This is a genomic window from Serratia sp. CY47280, assembly GCF_052168655.1.
In the GTDB taxonomy this organism is placed as follows: domain Bacteria; phylum Pseudomonadota; class Gammaproteobacteria; order Enterobacterales; family Enterobacteriaceae; genus Serratia; species Serratia bockelmannii.
Genome location: NZ_JBJNMG010000002.1, coordinates 499,573 through 517,878, shown reverse-complemented (window position 1 = coordinate 517,878; position 18,306 = coordinate 499,573). Strand labels below are relative to the sequence as shown.

Sequence of the window (18,306 nt, the reverse complement as noted above, 5' to 3'; positions counted from 1 at the left end):
TCTCCGGGGTCAACCGCCATGTCGTCATCACCGATCACACCTTACGCCACCACCTGCTGCATCGTGGGGGGCGGCCCCGCCGGGCTGATGCTCGGCTATCTGCTGGCGCGGGCGGGGATCGACGTGACGGTGCTGGAGAAGCACGCCGACTTCCTGCGCGATTTTCGCGGTGACACCATTCACCCATCGACGCTGGAAGTCATGCACCAACTGGGCCTGCTCGACGAACTGCTGACGTTGCCGCACCAGCGTGCGGAGTCTCTGCACGCCGAAGTCGCCGGGCGCGACATCAAGCTGGCGGATTTCACCCGCCTGCCGACGCGCTGCAAATTTATCGCCTTTATGCCGCAGTGGGAGTTCCTCAACTTTTTGGCCCAGCAGGCCGCCGCCTTCCCCAACTTCAGGCTGCTGACCTCAACGCAGGTTCACCAGCTGCTGTACGACCGCGGCCAGGTGTGCGGCGTGCTGGCCGACACGCCGGAAGGCCCGATCCGCGTGCGCAGCCAGTTGGTGATCGGCACCGACGGCCGCAACTCGGTGGTGCGCGAACAGGCGGCGCTCAGCAGCCGATCCTTCGGCGCGCCGCGCGACGTAGTGTGGATGAAGCTCAGCAAGCAGCCGGGCGATCCGGCCTGGTCGATGGGCCACACCGGGCCGAAACAGAACTTCATCATGATCGATCGCGGCGACTACTGGCAGTGCGGTTATTCGATCGACAAAGGCAGCTTCGATGCGATCCGCCACAGCGGGCTGGAGAAATTTTTACTGCACCTCGCCGAGGTGGCGCCATTCCAGGACGATCGCCTGCAGGAGATCGTCGAGTGGGATCAGGTCAAACTGCTGAGCATTCGCATCGATCGTCTGGATCGCTGGGCCAAACCGGGGGTGCTGTGCATCGGCGACGCCGCGCACGCCATGTCGCCGATCGGCGGTGTGGGCGTCAACCTGGCGATTCAGGACGCGGTGGCCGCCGCCAACGCCCTGATCCCGCCGCTGCGCCAGCATCGGCTGCAGCTGAAGCATCTGCTGAGCGTGCAGCGCCGGCGCGAATTCCCCACTCGCGCCATCCAGTTTTTGCAGATCAAAATGAGCCAGCGCAAGCCGGGCGAACGCCGCGCGGCGGGCGGCTCGCGCTTGATCGCCCGCGTCGGCAACAGCCGCTGGCTGCCGCGCCTGTTCGGCCGCATCATCGGCCTGGGTTTTCGCCGTGAAACACCGCGGCATCTGTCCAACGAAACCTGCCCGCCGGAATAGCATTGGTGATTTTTTCATCGCGCCGTATAATGGTTAAATCGAACGATTTAATTAACTGGAGCGATTAAATGTACGCACTCACCGCGAACGAGGCCAAAACCCAATTCGGCGATTTGCTGCTCAAGGCGCAGCGTGAACCGGTGCAAATCAATCGCAACGGCAAACCGGTCGCCGTCGTCATGTCTGTAGAAGATTACCAGGCGCTGGAAGATCTCAAATTAAGCGCACTGCAGCAAAAAATCGCGCAGGCTACCGCCGAGGAAGACGCCGGTAAAGCGGTAGACGGCGATGCCTTCTTCAACCGTCTGCTCACCGATGAAACAGACTGAGATGCCCGCGTTTCGCCTCACCCCGCAGGCCCAACAAGATCTGCTGGCTATTCGTCATTTCACCATCGAGCACTGGGGCCAAGCGCAATCTCGCCGCTATCTTGAGCAGTTGAGAGAGGTCATGCATCATTTGGCAGATATGCCGGAAGCGGGTAAAGCTCACTTCCACGATCTGGGCGAAGAGATACGCAGTTTTCCTTACGCCAGCCATAGGATCTACTACCGCAACCGCCCTGCCGGCATCACCGTTCTCGCCATTCTGCATCAGGCGATGGTGCCTCACCGGCATCTGGAACAACGGCTGTAATTTTTCTTACTCAAAGGGGCACTGATGTTCACCGTTCGTCAGGCATTGCTGGAAGATTTAACGCAAGTGCGCGATATCGGCATCCGCACCTACCGCGCCCACTTCGGTGAGCTGTGGCACTACCCGCACGAGCTGGAGGCCTTTTTGGCCGAGGATTTTTCCGTCTCCGCGCTGGAACAGACGCTGCGCGATCCCGACGTGTGCTGGCTGTTGGCCTATGAGAATGACGCCCTCGTCGGCTATGCGCGGCTCAACGTCGACAGCCTGCTGGCGCCAACGCAAACCCGTGGCGCAGAGCTGCAGAAAATCTATTTCCTGCCGGGCCATGCCGGCAATGGCTATGGCCAGCGCCTGTTCGAACAGGTGCAACAGCGGGCCATCGAGCGCCGGCAAAAGACGCTGTGGCTGGAGGTGCTGCAACGCAACACCGGCGCCCAACGCTTTTATCAGCGCCAGGGATTGAGCATTTGTGGCGAGACCTGCTACACCAGCGCCCAGGGCTCGATAGGCATCTGGTATATGAGCAAGGCGCTGTAACCGCGCCCCGCTCCGCCGTCGTTAGCGCGGCTCCCGCTGCAGCATCAGGAACAGCAAGGCAAACGCATTGGGCGCCAGGTAGATCAGCGCCCCCAGCTGCACCGCCAGCGGATCCTTCTTGGCCTGCCAGGCCATAAACCAGTCGCCGGCGACCACCATAAAACCGACGCCCCACACCGCAATTGCGCAAAGCGCCCCCAGCATCGCCCAGGCTTTGCCCTTGGCGAAGGCGGCGTAAGGGCCTTTCAATCGCCCGATCATCAGCACCACGCCCGCGGCCGCGAATAGGCCGGCCAGCGTTTCCAGCGTGGTGATGACCGCCAACCCCAACATGCAGGCCCAGTCGGCGCGGATCGCGCGCCACATCAGCCCCGGCGTTTGATAAGTATCCTGCATGGCAAGCAGCGGCCCCACCGCATTGCGCGCGGTGCCGGCGAAATCCGCCGTATTGTTCAACAGGCTGAACAGCCCCCACAGAGCCGGAAACAGAGACAGGACGATGCAACCGAGGCGTGACACAGTGATTTCGTTCATGGTTATCCTTAATGAATAAACGGGTGGCTCCCGTCCTCATGACGGGACCGCTATTGAGATCCTGATAGTTTGACGTGCACAATGTAAGAACTAATCTTACAATGACGCAGCATAGCCGAAAGTGAGGAGGAACAATGGGCAGAACACTAACGGTAGATCTGGGTGACGAACTGCGTAGCTTCGTCGAAGACCTGGTGGCCAGCGGCGATTACCGAACGCCCAGCGAAGTCATCCGCGAATCCGTGCGCACTTTGCGCGAACGTACCGCCGCCTCAAAACTGGAAGAGCTTAGGCGCTTGATCGCCGAAGGAGAGAACAGCGGCGAAGCCGTCGAATGGGATCGTGATGTGTTCATGGAAAGAATACGGAGCACAGCAAAAGGATGCGCAGGAGAGTAACCGTTCGTCCAAAAGCGTTGGACGATATGGAAGAGATCTATTTTTACGGGTTGGCGCACTTTGGCTTGCAGGTGGCCGAAGATTATCTGCGCCGCCTGCATCAGGCTTTCGATAACCTTAGCCACCACCAACTCGGCAGAAACATCGATGCAATCGGCCCCGGCCTATGGGTATTGCCCGTCGCCAACCACCTGATTTATTTTCGACAGCACAGGCGGGAGGTGAATATCATCAGAGTGCTGCATCATTCCCGCGATCCGCTCAGCCAATCCTTTTTCAGCTGACCCAACGTTAAATCGCCACCAGCGCGCGGACGCCGTCCTGTTCCATAGCGCTGCCGGCGCCGCGCTGCACGATGCTGCCGCGCGACATCACCAGATAGCTATCCGCCAGGTCGGCGGCGAAGTCATAGAACTGCTCCACCAGCAGGATCGCCATATCGCCCCGCGCCGCCAGCTGTTTGATCACCGCGCCGATCTCCTTGATCACCGAAGGTTGGATCCCTTCCGTCGGTTCGTCGAGGATCAACAGCTGCGGCCGGCAGGCCAGCGCCCGGCCAATCGCCAGCTGCTGTTGCTGCCCGCCGGAGAGATCGCCGCCGCGCCGATCCTTCATCTGCCGCAGCACCGGAAACAGTTCATAGATCGGATCCGGCACCGCGCGCGCGTCGGCGCCGGAAAAACGCGCCAGCCCCATCAGCAGATTTTCCTCCACCGTCAGGCGCGGAAAAATCTCCCGCCCCTGCGGCACATAGGCGATACCCGCCTGCACCCGCTGATGCGGCTTTTTACCGGTGATGGTTTCGCCCCGCCAACGGACGCTGCCGCTGCGCGCCGGGATCAGCCCCATCAGGCATTTCAGCAGCGTGGTCTTGCCCACGCCATTGCGCCCCAGCAGGCAGGTCACCTCGCCGATGCGCGCCTCGAACGACAGGCCGCGCAGAATGTGGCTGCCGCCGTAATACTGATTCAATTCCTCTACCTGCAGCATGATTACGCCTCCTCAGCGCCCCAGATATACCTCAATCACCCGTTCATCGGCCTGCACCTGCGCCAGCGATCCTTCCGCCAGCACCTGTCCCTGATGCAGCACCGTCACGCGATCGGCAATGGTTTCCACAAACCCCATGTCGTGCTCCACCACCATCAGCGAATGCTTGCCCGCCAGCTCGCGGAACAGTTCGGCGGTGTAGTCGGTTTCAGCGTCGGTCATGCCGGCCGCCGGCTCGTCGAGCAGCAGCAGGTGCGGCTCCTGCACCAGCAGCATGCCGATCTCGAGAAACTGTTTCTGCCCGTGGGACAGCAGCCCGGCGGGCCGGTGGCGCTCATGCCCCAGCCGCAGGGTCTTCAGCATCTCGTCGATGCGGTCGCGCTGTTCGCTGCTTAGGCGGGCGCGCAGGCAGGCCCACACCGACTTACGGGTTTTCTGCGCGATCTCCAGATTTTCGAACACCGTCAGCGCCTCGAACACCGTCGGTTTTTGAAACTTGCGGCCGATGCCGGCGTGGGCGATCTGCATCGGCGCCAGCCGGGTCAGATCGACGGTCTGATCGTAAAACACCCTGCCGCTGTCCGGCCGGGTTTTGCCGGTGATCACATCCATCAGCGTGGTCTTGCCGGCGCCGTTGGGGCCGATCACGCAGCGCAGTTCGCCGACGCCAATGCGCAACGACAGATCGGTCAGCGCGCGAAAACCGTCGAAGCTGACGTTGACGTTGTCGAGCTGCAGCACCGGATCGGTTTGCTGCCGGTATTTGTCCGCCGGCAGCGGATGAGTAAACAGTTCGTCGGTCACTTGCATCGCCTTCATGAGGATTTCCTCCGCCGCAGCAGGCCAATCACTCCTTTCGGGAGAAACAGCGTGACGACGATAAACATCAGGCCGAGAAAAAACTGCCAGTATTCGGGAATGGCCATGGTGAACCAGCTCTTGGCGCCGTTGACGATGCCGGCGCCGAGCAGCGGCCCCACCAGGGTGCCGCGCCCGCCGAGGGCGACCCAAATGGCGGCCTCGATCGAGTTGGTCGGCGACATTTCGCCGGGGTTGATGATGCCGACCTGCGGCACATAGAGCGCGCCGGCCAGCCCGCACAGCACCGCCGACAGCGTCCAGACGAACAGCTTGAAGCCCTTCGGATCGTAGCCGCAGAAGGTCAGGCGGTTTTCCGCATCGCGCACCGCGGTCAGCACCCGGCCGAACTTGCTGCGCGCCAGCGCAAAGCCGATGGCCAGGCTGGCGGCCAGCAGCAGCACCGTCGCCAGGAACAGCGCCACCCGCGTGCCGGCGGCGGTGATGGGAAAGCCGAGCAGCGTGGTGAAACCGGTAAAGCCGTTATTGCCGCCGAAACCGGTCTCGTTGCGAAAGAACAGCAGCATGCCGGCATAGGTCAGCGCCTGGGTCATGATCGAGAAGTACACCCCTTTGATTTTCGAGCGAAAGGCGAAGTAGCCGAACAGGAAAGCCAACAGGCCCGGCACCAGCACGATCAGGCACAGCGCCCAGGCGAAATGCTGGGTGCCGCTCCAGAACCACGGCAGCTCGTTCCAGGAGAGGAACGCCATAAACGCCGGCAGCCCGTCGCCCGCCGCCTGCCGCATCAGGTACATGCCCATGGCGTAGCCGCCGAGCGCGAAGAACAGCCCGTGGCCGAGCGACAGCAGCCCGGCATAGCCCCACACCAGATCGAGCGCCACCGCCACCACCGCGTAGCACAGGATCTTGCCCGCCAGCGTCAGGGTATAGGTGGACACCGCCAGCGGATGATCCGCCGGCAACAACGTCATGAACGGCATGACCAGCAGCGCCAGCAACGCCAGCCCGCCGATGCTCAACGCCAGCCGGGGCGCTTTCTGCACGCCGGTTACGGTCAATGGTTGGCTCATCAGTCAATCACCCTGCCCTTGAGGGCGAACAGCCCCTGCGGACGCTTTTGAATAAACAGAACGATCAGCACCAGGATCAGGATCTTGCCCAACACGGCGCCGATCTGCGGCTCGAGGATCTTGTTGACGATGCCGAGGCCGAAGGCCGCCGCCACCGTCCCCGCCAGCTGGCCGACGCCGCCGAGCACCACCACCAGGAACGAGTCGATAATGTAACCTTGCCCCAGCTCCGGCCCGACGTTGCCCAACTGCGACAGCGCCACCCCGCCAAGCCCGGCGATGCCGGATCCCAACCCGAAGGCCAGCATGTCCACCCGCCCGGTGGGCACGCCGCAGCAGGCCGCCATCGCGCGGTTTTGCGTCACCGCGCGCACGTTCATGCCGAGCCGAGTCTTGTTCAGCAGCAGCCAGGTCAACGCCAGCACCAGCAGCACGAACGCGATCACCGCGATGCGGTTCCACGGCAACACCAGGTTCGGCAACAGCTGCACGCCGCCCGACAGCCACGCCGGGTTGGCAACCTCGACGTTCTGCGCGCCGAACAGCACCCGCACCAGCTGGATCAGCACCAGGCTGATGCCCCAGGTGGCCAGCAGGGTTTCCAGCGGCCGGCCGTACAGGTGGCGGATCACCGTACGCTCCAGCAGCATGCCGATCCCGGCGGTGATGGCGAACGCCACCGGCAGCGCCGCCAGCGGGTAGAGCGCCAGCCACTGCGGCGCAAATTGCTGAAACAACCCCTGCACCAGATAGGCGGAATAGGCGCCGAGCATCAGCATTTCGCCGTGCGCCATATTGATGACGCCGAGCAGGCCGTAGGTGATCGCCAGGCCGAGCGCCGCCAACAGCAGGATCGAGCCGAGCGACAGGCCGCTGAACGCCTGGCCGAGCAGATCGCCGATCATCAGGCGGTGCTGCACGCGCTGCAGGCTGCGCTGCGCCTCGGCGCGCACCGCGGCGTCCGGCTCATTGGCCGCGTCGGTCAACGCCTGCAGCCGCGCGCGGGTTTCCGGCTCGCCCGATTCCCCCAGCAGCCGCACCGCATTGAAGCGCACCTGCGGGCTGGCGTCGGCCAATTGCAGGTTCGCCAGCGCAATGCTCAGCGCGTCGCGTACCTGCGGGTCTTTCTCCTGCGCCAGCCGCCGGGTCAACAGCGGCAACTGCTCGCCCTGCGCCTCGCGCTGCAGCGCGGTCGCCGCCTGCAGCCGCACCGCCGCGTCCGCGCTGACCAACCGCTGCGCCGACAACGCGTTGGCAATCAGAATGCGCAGCCGGTTGTTCAGCCACACTTTCTTCGGCTCGCCAACCGGGGCCGCCTCACCTTCAAGCGGCAGATAGCGGTCGCCCTGGCGGATAAAGGCGCGCTTCGCCTCGTCGATCGCCACGGTTTCCTGCTGCAGCCCCTGCAGCAGCGGCAGGCGCGCGGCGTCCGGCTCGGCCGCCCACGCCTGCAGCAGTTTGGCCTGCTGCGCGCGATTGGCCGCCGCGAACTCATCGGCCGGCCCGGCCTGCGCCAGCAGGGGCCAGGCGCACAGCAGCCACAGCCCGGCGCGCAGAGAGGATAAAAACGGAGATTGCATCAGCTGCCTCTTCTGTTGGGCCGGCGCGCGTCGAGCCGCGCCGGCGCTGAGTGACGTTACTTGCCGCCTTTCACCGGATAATCCGGTTTTTTGTCGTTGCCGGCGATATACGGACTCCACGGCTGCGCGCGCACCGGCGCTTCGGTCTGCCACACCACGTTGAACTGCCCGTTGCCCTCGATTTCGCCGATCATCACCGGTTTGTGCAGGTGGTGATTGGTCTTGTCCATGGTCAGCGTGAAGCCCGACGGCGCGGCGAAGGTTTGCCCGGCCATCGCCGCGCGCACCTTATCGACGTCGGTAGTGCCGGCTTTTTCCACCGCCTGCGCCCACATGTGGAGGCCGACGTAGGTGGCTTCCATCGGATCGTTGGTCACCGCGGTGGCGTAATTCGGCAGATTGTGCGCCTTGGCGTAGGCTTTCCACTGGCTGACAAACTGTTTGTTGGTCGGGTTATCCAGCGATTCGAAGTAGTTCCAGGCCGCCAGGTTGCCCACCAGCGGTTTGGTGTCGATGCCGCGCAGCTCCTCCTCGCCGACCGAGAAGGCGATCACCGGCACGTCCGTGGCCTTGACGCCCTGGTTGGCGAGTTCTTTGTAGAACGGCACGTTGGAATCGCCGTTGATGGTGGAGATCACCGCGGTATTGCCGCCGGCGGCGAACTTCTTGATGTTGGCGACGATGGTCTGGTAATCGCTGTAGCCGAACGGCGTATAGACCTCTTCGATATCCTTGTCCTGCACTCCTTTACTGTGCAGGAAGGCACGCAGGATCTTGTTGGTGGTGCGCGGATAGACGTAATCGGTGCCCAACAGGAAGAAGCGCTTGGCGCCGCCGCCGTCCTCGCTCAGCAGGTATTCCACTGCCGGGATCGCCTGCTGGTTCGGCGCCGCGCCGGTGTAGAACACGTTCGGCGACATCTCTTCGCCTTCGTATTGCACCGGATAGAACAGCAGCCCGTTCAGCTCCTCAAACACCGGCAGCACCGACTTGCGCGACACCGAAGTCCAGCAGCCGAACACCGCCGCCACCTTGTCCTGGCTCAGCAGCTGGCGCGCCTTTTCGGCGAACAGCGGCCAGTTGGAGGCCGGATCCACCACCACCGGCTCCAGCTTTTTGCCGAGCACCCCACCTTTGGCGTTGATCTCGTCGATGGTCATCAGCGCCACATCCTTGAGCGGCGTCTCGGAAATCGCCATGGTGCCAGAGAGCGAACTCAGAATACCGACCTTGATGGTGTCGGCGGCCTGCGCGCTCCAGGCCAGGCCCAGGCCGACAGCGGCGGCGGACAGCGCAAAAGCTTTGATAAAACGACGACGTTGCATAGTTCAAACTCCTGATGTGTGTGAAATCAAAATCGTTACGCCGAGCGCGCGGGCGGCTGAGCCCGCGCCTGGTGCAACATGTGCAGCGTTATTTTTCGCACTTCTGCCTTGCTGACGGCGATGTGCTCGCCGAGCAGCGTTTGCGCCTCCTCGCTTTGCCGCTGCAGGATCGCCTGCAAAATGGCGGCGTGCTCGCGGTAGGTGGCGTCCACCCGCGCCTGCTGGGTGAAATCCAGCCGGCGAATGATGCGGATCTTTTCGGTCAGCTCGCGGTGGATGCGCGCCATTTCGCCGTTGCCCGCCGCGGCCACCAACGCCTGATGAAACTGCTCATCGTGCTGCGACACCGCCTTGCCGTCCGCCAGGCGCGGCGCTTCGGTCCAAAAACGGCTCAGTGCCGCCAGCGCGTCCGGCGTTTCCCCGGCCGGGCGTTCGCACAGCCGTTTCACCGCCTCTTGCTCCAGCACGATGCGCAGGTCGTACAGCTCTTCGAAGTAGGCGAAGTCGAACGGCCGCACCTGCCAGCCGCTGCGAAACAGCACCTCGACATAGCCTTCGCGCTCCAGCCGAAACAGCGCCTGACGCACCGGCGTGCGGCTGGCCGCCATGCGCTGCGCCACGTCGCTTTCGCTGAAGCGATCGCCCGGCAGCAGGCGAAACTCGAAGATGTCGGCCTTGAGCTGCAGATAAATGCGCTCCGCCAGCCCCTCCGGGCGCGCCTTGTGCTCTCCGTTGGTGATTTGCATCATCGCTCCTCCGTTCAGACCGCCTTTTCCAGCCACAGCAGGGCGTCGCCCGGCCCGACCGGCCGCCCCTGCCGGCAGCTGATGCGTTTAACGATCCCGGCGCGCGGTGCGGTGACCGCCAGCTCCATTTTCATCGCCTCGACCACGATCAGCGGCTGCCCGGCCGCCACCGCCTGCCCCGGTTCCACCAGGATCTTCCACACGCTGCCGTTCAGATCGGCGCTGACCAGATCGCCGTCGATGGCGTCTTCTTCCTCCGGCGGCAACAGCTGCGCCTCGGCCTCGTCGTCATCGCTGCGCCAGCGCGCCACTTCGGCGCTGAACGCCTGCTGCTGGCGATGCTGGAAGTCGGCGATCGCCCCGGCGTTGTCGGCCAGGAAACGGGTGTAGGCGGCGAAGTCAAACTCGCTCTCTTCGATGCGCACCTGCATGCGCCCTTCACGGAACGCTTCGCGCTGCTCGTCCAGTTCTTGCTCGCTGACCGGGTAGAAGCGCACCTGATCGAAGAAGCGCAGCAGCCAGGGCTCACCGGCGGTGAACTGCGGGTTTTTGAGGAATTTGTTCCAGATCGGCAGCGTGCGCCCCACCAGCTGGTAACCGCCCGGCGAGTCCATGCCGTAGATGCACATGTACATGCCGCCGATGCCGACCGTCCCTTCGGCGGTGTGGGTGCGCGCCGGGTTATATTTGGAGCTCAGTAGGCGATGGCGCGGATCGAGCGGCACCGCGCAGGGCGCGCCGAGGTAGACGTCGCCCAGCCCGAGGATCAGGTAGCTGGCGTCGAACAGAATGTCGCGCACCTGCTCGCGTCGGCTCAGGCCATTGATGCGCTGAATGAAATCGACGTTGTTCGGCAGCCAGGGCGCCGAGGCGCGCACCGTCTGTTGATAGCGATCCACCGCCCCCAGCGTGGCCGAATCTTCGAACGCCATCGGCAGCCACACGGTGCGCGTCGGCACCTTCAGGCGGCTGACGTCCCCCAGCGCCCGTTCACGCGCCAGCAGGCGCTGCAGCAAGTCGGCCTGGCTAATCTGCCGGCTGTCGTAGCGGATCTGCAGTGAACGCACGCCCGGCGCCAGCTCCGCCACGCCCGGTATCACCTCCTCCCGCAGCGACTGCATCAGCAGATGAATGCGCAGCCGCAGCGCCAGATCGAGCACGTTGTCGCCGTACTCCATCAGGATGTAGCCGTCCCCCGCCTGGCGATACGCCACCGCCGGGCGCCCTTCCGCCGCCGGCAGCGCCGCCAGCACCGCGGCGGAAACGGTCTCCGCCGGGGCCAGATCCGGCGGCGGCAGGGTGATGGCCTTCACCGCCGCCAGCGCTTCGATGCTGCCGAGCTGCGCCTGCTCCAGCGACTGCGCCTGCCGGAAGCCGATCGGATGGAAACGGATGCGGTCGCCCGGCTTCACCTGCCCCACTTTCCATAGCTCGGCCTTGGCGATGGTCACCGGGCAGACGAAGCCGCCAAGGCTGGGCCCGTCGCGGGTTAGGATCACCGGGAAGTCGCCGGTGAAGTTGATGGCGCCGATGGCGTACTCGCAATCGTGCACGTTGGAAGGATGCAAACCGGCCTCGCCGCCGTCCTCCCGCGCCCACTCGGGCTTCGGCCCCGCCAGGCGCACCCCGAGGCGGTTGGAGTTGTAATGCACCTGCCAGTCGGTGGCAAAAAAGGCCTCTATCGATTCAGCGGTGAAAAAGTCCGGCGCGCCGTGCGGCCCGTACAGCACGCCGATGTGCCACTGGTCGCCGTAGTGCGGGATCAGGCTGTCGTCCATCGCCTGCGGCGCGGCGATCGGCGCCGGCGTAGTGCTGGCCGCCAGCGCCGGTTGGGCGATCGCCAGCATGTCCGCCACCCGCAAGGTGCGCCCGGCGTGGCCGCCGAACTGGCCCAGCGCGAAGGTGGAGCGGCTGCCGAGATACACCGGCACGTCAAAGCCGTTGCGTACCGCCAGATAGGTGCGGCAGCCTTGCGTAGCACGCCCCAGCGTCAATACCTGCCCGGCCCGCACCGCGATCGGCCGCCAGTAGGCGACCGCCTCGCCATCCAGATCGGCCGGGCAGCTCGCGCCCGTCAGTGCGAGGGTGGCGTCGCAGTGAAAGCGCAGCGTCGGCCCCTGCAGGGTAAACTCCAACCCGGCGGCCGCCGGGTGGTTGCCGACGATGCGGTTGGCCAGCCGAAACGCGAAGTCGTCCATCGGGCCGGACGGCGGCACGCCGATGTCCCAATAGCCGAGGCGGCCGGGATAATCCTGCACGCTGCTGTAGGTACCGGGTTGCAGCACTTCGAGGCAGTGCGGCTGGAAACGCACATCGTCCAGCAGGCGCGTCCAGACGTCGCCGCGCTGAAATTGCGGCGTGGCGATCACCTGCCGCAGATAGTCGAGGTTGGTGGCGATGCCGTGCAAACGGGTCGCCGCCAACGCCACGCGCAATTTTTCCAGCGCCTGCGCCCGATCGGCGCCGTGCACGATCAGCTTGGCGATCATCGGGTCGTAAAACGCCGACACTTCGCTGCCGGTCGCCACCCACCCGTCGAGGCGCACGTCGTCAGGGAAATGCACCTCGGTCAGCACGCCGGGGCTGGGCTGGAAGTTTTTCAGCGGATCTTCGGCGTAGAGGCGCACCTCGATCGCCGCGCCCTGCGGCGCGCGCTGCAGCGCCGCCCAATCCAGCGCGTCGCCCGCCGCCACCTGCAGCATGCATGCGATCAGATCCAGGCCGGTGACCATTTCGGTGACCGGGTGCTCGACCTGTAAGCGGGTGTTCACTTCCAGGAAATAAAACTCGTCGCGCGCGGCGTCATAGATAAATTCTACGGTGCCGGCGCTGCGGTAATTCACCGACTCGCCCAGCGCCACCGCCGCCCGGTGCAGCGCCTGGCGGGTCGCCGCCGGCAGATGCGGCGCCGGGGTTTCCTCCACCACCTTTTGGTTGCGCCGCTGCAGCGAACAGTCGCGCTCGCCGAGCGCCGCCACCCGCCCCTGGCCGTCGCCGAAAATCTGCACCTCGACGTGGCGCGCCCGATCGACGAAGCGTTCGATAAAGGCGCCGGCGTCGCGGAAGAACTGCTCTCCCAGCCGTTTGACGCTGTCGTACGCGTCGCGCAGCGCCGCCTCGTCGTCACAGCGCGTCAGACCGATGCCGCCACCGCCGGCGGTGCTTTTCAGCATCACCGGGTAGCCGATGCGCGCAGCGGCGGCGACCGCCTGCTCAACGCTCTCCAGCAAGCCGGTTCCCGGCGTCATCGGCACCCCGGCCAACGCCGCCAGCTCGCGCGCCCGGTGCTTGAGGCCGAACTCGCGCATCTGCGCCGCCGTCGGGCCGATAAAGGCGATGCCCGCCGCCTCGCAGGCGTCGGCAAACTCGGCGCTCTCGGACAAAAAGCCGTAGCCGGGGTAGATCGCCTGCGCTCCGGTGGCCGCGGCCGCCGCGAGGATCTTGTCGATGCGCAGGTAACTGTCGGCGGCCTTGTCGCCGCCAAGCGCCACCGCCCTGTCGGCCTCGGCGACGTGCGGCGCATTGCGGTCGGCGTCGGAATAGACCGCCACGCTGGTTACGCCCAGGCGTTTCAGGGTGCGAATGGCGCGGCAGGCGATTTCGCCGCGGTTAGCGATCAGTACGGTAGTAAACATGTTCATGCCCCCTTAACGCTGGCGAGATAGTCGCGCCAGCCGCCAAACTCAGTGATATCCGTCGCGTCTTCCAGCGCCCAGGCTTCGCAGATAAACCCCTTCACCCGCCGGCCGTCCGCCAGCAGCAGCGTGCCGATGCCCAATGGCGCCGGAATTTCCGCCACAAACTCGCCGAAACGGGCCAGCGGGATGTCCCACAGCTCAACGCGGATCGCCGCCCCCTGCGCCGCGCGCGCCAGCCCCGGCTTCGGCGGCTCGGTATCGGCCAGCGCATACAGGCGATAGCAGGGGGCGGTAACGGTTTGCTCCACCTGCACCGCGTCGCGCTGTGTCAGCTGGACGTTGAGCGGCATGCCGCTAAGGTGAGCGCCCACTACCGCCAGACGCACGTGCCCTGTGGACGGCGCAGGCACAGGCTGCGGCGGCAATGCCCGGCCGATAGCGCCGAGCGGCAAGGCGCTTTGCCGTTGCCAGCGCAGGCCAAACGCCGCCAACGCCCGGTCATGCCAGGCGGGCGCAATCAGGGTGATGCCCGCCGGTAGACCGTCTTCGCGCTGCGGCCCCGGCAGCGCCAGCGCGCTCAGATCGGCCAGGTTGGTGAAATTGGTGTAAGTGCCGAATTGCGAATTGAACAGCACCGGCTCCTGCGCCATCTCCGCCAGGGTGCGGATAGTGGGCGCGGTCGGCACCACCAGCGCGTCGAACGGCGCCAGCCGCTGGGCGATTTGCCGCGCCAGCTCGGCGCGCAGGTATTCCGCCTTGTAGGCGTCGCAGGCGCTGTAGCCGAGGCCGTTGCCGACGATGCCGCGCACCACCGGATCGATGGCCTGCGGGCTCGCTTCCAGCACCTGCTCAATGGCTACCGTGCGCTCCGCCACCCAGGGGCCGTAATACAGCTGTTCCGCCAGAGTGCGAAACGGCGCGAAATCGAGGGGTTCCAGCGTCGCGCCGCCCGCCTGCAGCTGCGCCAGCGCACGGTGAAACGCCCGCTCGGCCTGAACGTCGCCGAAAAACTCCAGCTGGGCGGGAACGGCGAAACGCGGTGCGGCGGGGATATCCGCCGGCGCGGTATGCGGATCGGGGCGGGAATACGGGTCTGCCGCGTCAAAGCCGCTCGCCAACTCCGCCACCTGCGCGGCGTCGGCCACGGTCAGCGCGAAGACCGACACCGTATCGTTCAACCGACAGGCCGGCACCACGCCGCGGTTGGACAACCGCCCCTTGGTCGGCTTCAGCCCGACGATGTTGTTGAACCCGGCGGGCACGCGCCCCGAACCGGCGGTGTCGGTGCCGAGCGCGAACGGTACCAGGCCGCGTGCCACCACCGAGGCGGAGCCGGAGCTGGAACCGCCGCTGACGTAGCGGCTGTCGAAGCTGTTGACCACCGCGCCATACGGTGAGCGAGTGCCTACCAACCCGGTAGCGAACTGGTCGAGGTTGGTTTTACCGAGGGCGATCGCCCCGGCGGCGCGCAGGCGGGCGACCACGGTGGCGTCCGCCGCGGCCTGATAGGTGAACGCCGGGCAGGCGGCGCTGGTCGGCCAGCCGCCGACGTCGATATTGTCTTTGATGGCGAAGGGCACGCCGAACAGCGGCAGGCGGCTGAGATCGCCAGCGACCGCCTCGAGCCTCTGTGCCAGCTGCCGATACTGCTGCTCGCGCTGCGCCGGCGTAGCGAGATACAGCCAGGCGTTATCGTCTGGGTTCAGCCCGGCGACCAGCGTTTCGATCGTCGCACTGACGCAGGCAAGGCGCTCGCCCGCCGGGCGGGTTTGGTAATGGTGTTGCCATTCACTGAGGGTAAAACCGCACGCTACAACAGATTCGCTCATCGACTGAATTCCATCTGGTACACAAGATGGGATTCAACAGAGCAACCGGCGTGCCAATTTTTAATCTCATGATTTCAATAAATTATAATTAAAACTTATGACGACGAAGGTGAACGGCCTGCACCAGCGGCGCGCAGCGGGAGAACAAAAAGAGTGCAATAAGGGGATGATGCAGAGGAAAAAACGGGGCGACGACACTCGCCGCCCCGGAGGCCGATGGGGATCAATCCTTGATGCGTTTCAAACCGACCGGCGTAATGCAGTAGGTCTGTTGCTTGCCCTTCTCCGCCAGCCGCAGGTGCTGCATTTCGTTGACGATCGCCAAGCGGTTGTCCGGCTCTTCATGCCGCAGATGAATCACTTCACCGCCGTAGCCTGACAGCGGCAGCACCCAGGTTTTAGCCGATTGATTCTGGCTGCCGATGACGTCGTAGCTGAGCAAGGTGTTGCCGTCCGCATCCGTCACGCTGAGGAAGGCGTAGCTGTCGGTAAAGTAGTGGTGAGCAATCCCCGCCGCCAGCGTCACGGTCACGGTTTTCTTCACCAGATCGACGGCGCAGGTCAGAAACTGGCGATCGCCGATCCCTTTGCACGCCACGGTAAACGCATTGCCGACGTTAGCGCCCGGCGGCGTATTGTCGGCCGGCAGGCAATCCCGATAGGTCGCCAACAGTGGCTCACGTTGCGGCTCGGCAAAGGCGCCGATCGCCAGATAGATATCATCCTTGAACGACGACGACGGCGCATAGTAAGCCGGCAGCAGACGGCGTAAACGCTGCGCCGCCTGCTCCAGGCGCGTCAGCAGCGCTTGCTCGGGATCGCCGGACAGCGCCGGGTTTTTCAGCCCGCTGGTTTCGATACGCAGCACGTTGGTTTTGTTTTTGTTATCGATGACGCCGGCCGCCGCCGGATTCAAACGCACCCGGCTCGGCTCCACATGATAAATCTCGATGTCATCACCCTCGGCAAACGGCAGCTCGTCATGACTTAACGTAGCCTGAGTGCCCTGAACCTCTTTGCTGAAGCGCACCGCACCCTGCCGATCGCGCAGCGTCACCCGGGCATAGGTTTCACCCGGGAAGTAGGCGTGCGGCGTGGTGCTGGTCACGTCAACCACCACCGCCCCTTTGGCACGATCGACGACCACGGTGGCGAAGACCGCATCGCTCAGGCCCAACAAGTTGATCTCCTGCGACACGATCGGCGAAGCGGCTTTGCGCTCGAAGCGAAGCGTCACCGCGCTTTTCCCCTGTTTCACCGTCAGGTAACCCGCCGTCGGCCGGTATTTGCGATCTTTACCGGTCGGCAACCGCAAGGTATACACGCCGATCGGCAGCGCAGTCAGCGCCAGGGTCGGCGCATCGATACGGACTTTGTGGGCATAGCGCGCCCCTTCCATCAGGATCAGGTCTTCACCGTAGATCTGCGCAAAGTCATCGATATCCAGACTCAGGGTGACGTCGCCTTTCAGCCCGCTGGCCTTGAGCTGGCAAGAATCGACCAGCCGCAGCGAGGAATCCAGCTTCAGCTGTGCCTGCACCACCGGCAGACTCTGCGCGTCCACCAGTTGATACAGCGGATACACCGCCTTGGCGTGGCTGAACGCGTTGCGGTCGCGCTGCGCTTGGGTGATCACGCCGCCGGTCAGCTCGACGAACGGCGTCACGTCGATTTGCTCGCCGGCTGCGGCGAAGCTTGCCGACAGCAGATCCAGCAAGGCATGTTCCGACGGCACGAAACCCGCCGTGTTGCAGCTTTGGCGATACTGCTGATTAAAGTGCGTGAAGGCGTTCTTGCCTGCCTTGTCGACCATCAGCATCGCGAAGAACAGCTTGGAGCGCAGATCCCACTGGTTGAGTGGCGTGCCCTGAGCGATCAGATCGATGATTTTCTTCTCGACGCCGGCCGCGTTGCCGTAGTTATACAGCCACCCCTCCTGGTATTTACGTTCCCCCAGCATCACGTCCTGATAGCAAGCGGCATAAATATTGTTCCACATCTCACCGGTGGAGAAATATTTGTCGCCCATAAAGTGCCCCTGATAGCCGTGCGCGATCTCATGCAGGCTGCCCCAGTTGCTGTCTTTCGGCGTCAGCCAGAAGCTGCTGACCGAGCTGCTGGTTTCCGCCGTCCAGCGGCCGCCGTAATACGCGGCGCCGGCGCCGTGTTTATCGGCCTTCATAAAGTAGCGGTTGCGAATATTGCGATCGGATTCGTGTTCAGCCTCGAACGAGACGCCGGTCAGCGCATTGTAGAAGGTGAAAATGCGATCGTAGTAGGCGATCAGTCCGTCGATGTTTTTCGCTTCGCCCAGTGACTTCAGCGCCGGTTTACTGATTTTCGGCACCAGCAACACCGCGTATTCCGCATCGATCAGGGCAAACTCGGCGTCCCGATCGTCCCAGCGGGCAAAGAACGCGGCTTCGTTTTCGCCACGGCGATAAACCGGCAACGCTTTCGCCGTGTCCGGGTGCTCGAACTCCAGCACCGGCTCGCCCTGCCCATACGGCGTATCGATGAACGGCACCGAGACGGCATTGACCTGGGCCTCGACCCAGCTCGCGCCGACGCTGAATTCCGCCTCCGTTTTGCTGTCGTCATTCAGCAAGCGCAGCGTTAACTTGCCGGTAAACGCCGCGTTGGTCTGGCGCACTCGCAGCACTTGCCCGGCGGCGAGAATGACGCCCAGGTGCTGGCGATCGTGATCGATGCCTTTGCTCATGCCTGCCGCATCCAGCCAGACTGGCCGGGTCAACGTGTAAAGTGATTGGGTTTTCGTGATGGTTGGCATCCTGCTTTCCTCATGGTTTGGGTGATTGAATTGACCATGAAAAAGTAACCGGACGGGCGGCACGCCCTCCATCGATGACGGGTGGCTGAGGGCCAGTACAACAACGGCGAGCGGGAGAGCGGCAATAAAAAAGGCGCAACCTTGCGATTGCGCCTG

Annotated in this window: 16 protein-coding genes; 6 read left to right on the top strand and 10 right to left on the bottom strand. The window is 64.2% G+C overall.

Annotated features, from left to right (window positions below; all coding sequences use genetic code 11):
- Positions 1-18: 18 nt before the first annotated feature.
- The 4 genes from ACJ8J4_RS11935 to ACJ8J4_RS11920 all read left to right on the top strand — a co-directional run bounded on the left by ACJ8J4_RS11935 (position 19) and on the right by ACJ8J4_RS11920 (position 2,427).
- A complete protein-coding gene (locus tag ACJ8J4_RS11935; RefSeq protein ID WP_142590643.1) occupies positions 19-1,254 on the top strand; it encodes an FAD-dependent oxidoreductase in 1,236 nt (411 codons plus the stop codon).
- A gap of 68 nt (positions 1,255-1,322) precedes the next feature.
- Positions 1,323-1,583: a type II toxin-antitoxin system Phd/YefM family antitoxin gene (locus ACJ8J4_RS11930; protein ID WP_016928576.1), complete on the top strand. Its 261-nt coding sequence runs from the start codon at positions 1,323-1,325 to the stop codon at positions 1,581-1,583.
- A 1-nt stretch (position 1,584) separates the two neighbouring features.
- Positions 1,585-1,890 carry a type II toxin-antitoxin system RelE/ParE family toxin gene (locus ACJ8J4_RS11925; protein ID WP_028127915.1) on the top strand — a complete coding sequence of 102 codons (306 nt, stop codon included), beginning with the start codon at positions 1,585-1,587 and terminating at the stop codon, positions 1,888-1,890.
- A 24-nt stretch (positions 1,891-1,914) separates the two neighbouring features.
- Complete coding sequence (locus ACJ8J4_RS11920; RefSeq protein ID WP_049208922.1) at positions 1,915-2,427, top strand: GNAT family N-acetyltransferase; 513 nt, start codon at positions 1,915-1,917, stop codon at positions 2,425-2,427.
- 21 nt (positions 2,428-2,448) lie between these two features.
- Here the strand turns inward: ACJ8J4_RS11920 and ACJ8J4_RS11915 are convergent, their stop codons facing one another.
- A complete protein-coding gene (locus ACJ8J4_RS11915; RefSeq protein ID WP_004939438.1) occupies positions 2,449-2,961 on the bottom strand; it encodes a DUF2165 family protein in 513 nt (170 codons plus the stop codon).
- 134 nt (positions 2,962-3,095) lie between these two features.
- On the opposite strand from ACJ8J4_RS11915, the gene ACJ8J4_RS11910 reads away from it, so the two are divergent.
- Both ACJ8J4_RS11910 and ACJ8J4_RS11905 read left to right on the top strand, forming a co-directional pair.
- Positions 3,096-3,359 (top strand): type II toxin-antitoxin system ParD family antitoxin, encoded by a 264-nt coding sequence (locus tag ACJ8J4_RS11910; protein ID WP_043136944.1) that lies wholly within the window; start codon positions 3,096-3,098, stop codon positions 3,357-3,359.
- Positions 3,344-3,643 (top strand): type II toxin-antitoxin system RelE/ParE family toxin, encoded by a 300-nt coding sequence (locus ACJ8J4_RS11905; RefSeq protein ID WP_049295232.1) that lies wholly within the window; start codon positions 3,344-3,346, stop codon positions 3,641-3,643. The genes ACJ8J4_RS11910 and ACJ8J4_RS11905 overlap by 16 nt, the downstream gene beginning before the upstream one ends.
- A 7-nt stretch (positions 3,644-3,650) precedes the next feature.
- Here the strand turns inward: ACJ8J4_RS11905 and urtE are convergent, their stop codons facing one another.
- From urtE to ACJ8J4_RS11860, 9 genes are all read right to left on the bottom strand, one after another.
- Entirely contained in the window at positions 3,651-4,349 is a 699-nt protein-coding gene (urtE, locus tag ACJ8J4_RS11900) for an urea ABC transporter ATP-binding subunit UrtE (RefSeq protein ID WP_046686646.1), read from the bottom strand.
- A 12-nt stretch (positions 4,350-4,361) separates the two neighbouring features.
- A complete protein-coding gene (gene urtD / locus ACJ8J4_RS11895) occupies positions 4,362-5,168 on the bottom strand; it encodes an urea ABC transporter ATP-binding protein UrtD (RefSeq protein ID WP_015377102.1) in 807 nt (268 codons plus the stop codon).
- Positions 5,165-6,241, bottom strand: coding sequence for an urea ABC transporter permease subunit UrtC (gene urtC / locus ACJ8J4_RS11890; protein WP_025302022.1), 1,077 nt, complete (start codon positions 6,239-6,241; stop codon positions 5,165-5,167). The genes urtD and urtC overlap by 4 nt, the downstream gene beginning before the upstream one ends.
- Positions 6,241-7,821, bottom strand: a complete 1,581-nt coding sequence (gene urtB, locus ACJ8J4_RS11885) for an urea ABC transporter permease subunit UrtB (protein ID WP_038629048.1) — start codon at positions 7,819-7,821, stop codon at positions 6,241-6,243. The genes urtC and urtB overlap by 1 nt, the downstream gene beginning before the upstream one ends.
- A 56-nt stretch (positions 7,822-7,877) precedes the next feature.
- Positions 7,878-9,146: an urea ABC transporter substrate-binding protein gene (urtA, locus tag ACJ8J4_RS11880; RefSeq protein WP_025302020.1), complete on the bottom strand. Its 1,269-nt coding sequence runs from the start codon at positions 9,144-9,146 to the stop codon at positions 7,878-7,880.
- A gap of 35 nt (positions 9,147-9,181) precedes the next feature.
- Positions 9,182-9,892, bottom strand: coding sequence for a GntR family transcriptional regulator (locus ACJ8J4_RS11875; protein WP_043137204.1), 711 nt, complete (start codon positions 9,890-9,892; stop codon positions 9,182-9,184).
- Between the two features lie 14 nt (positions 9,893-9,906).
- The gene (uca, locus tag ACJ8J4_RS11870) at positions 9,907-13,527 is read right to left on the bottom strand and encodes an urea carboxylase (RefSeq protein ID WP_197835272.1); all 3,621 of its coding nucleotides are present in this window, start codon (positions 13,525-13,527) and stop codon (positions 9,907-9,909) included.
- A gap of 2 nt (positions 13,528-13,529) precedes the next feature.
- On the bottom strand, positions 13,530-15,359 hold the full coding sequence (atzF, locus tag ACJ8J4_RS11865) for an allophanate hydrolase (protein WP_197835270.1): 1,830 nt from the start codon (positions 15,357-15,359) through the stop codon (positions 13,530-13,532).
- 223 nt (positions 15,360-15,582) lie between these two features.
- A complete protein-coding gene (locus tag ACJ8J4_RS11860; RefSeq protein WP_197835268.1) occupies positions 15,583-18,150 on the bottom strand; it encodes a putative mucin/carbohydrate-binding domain-containing protein in 2,568 nt (855 codons plus the stop codon).
- Positions 18,151-18,306: the final 156 nt, after the last annotated feature.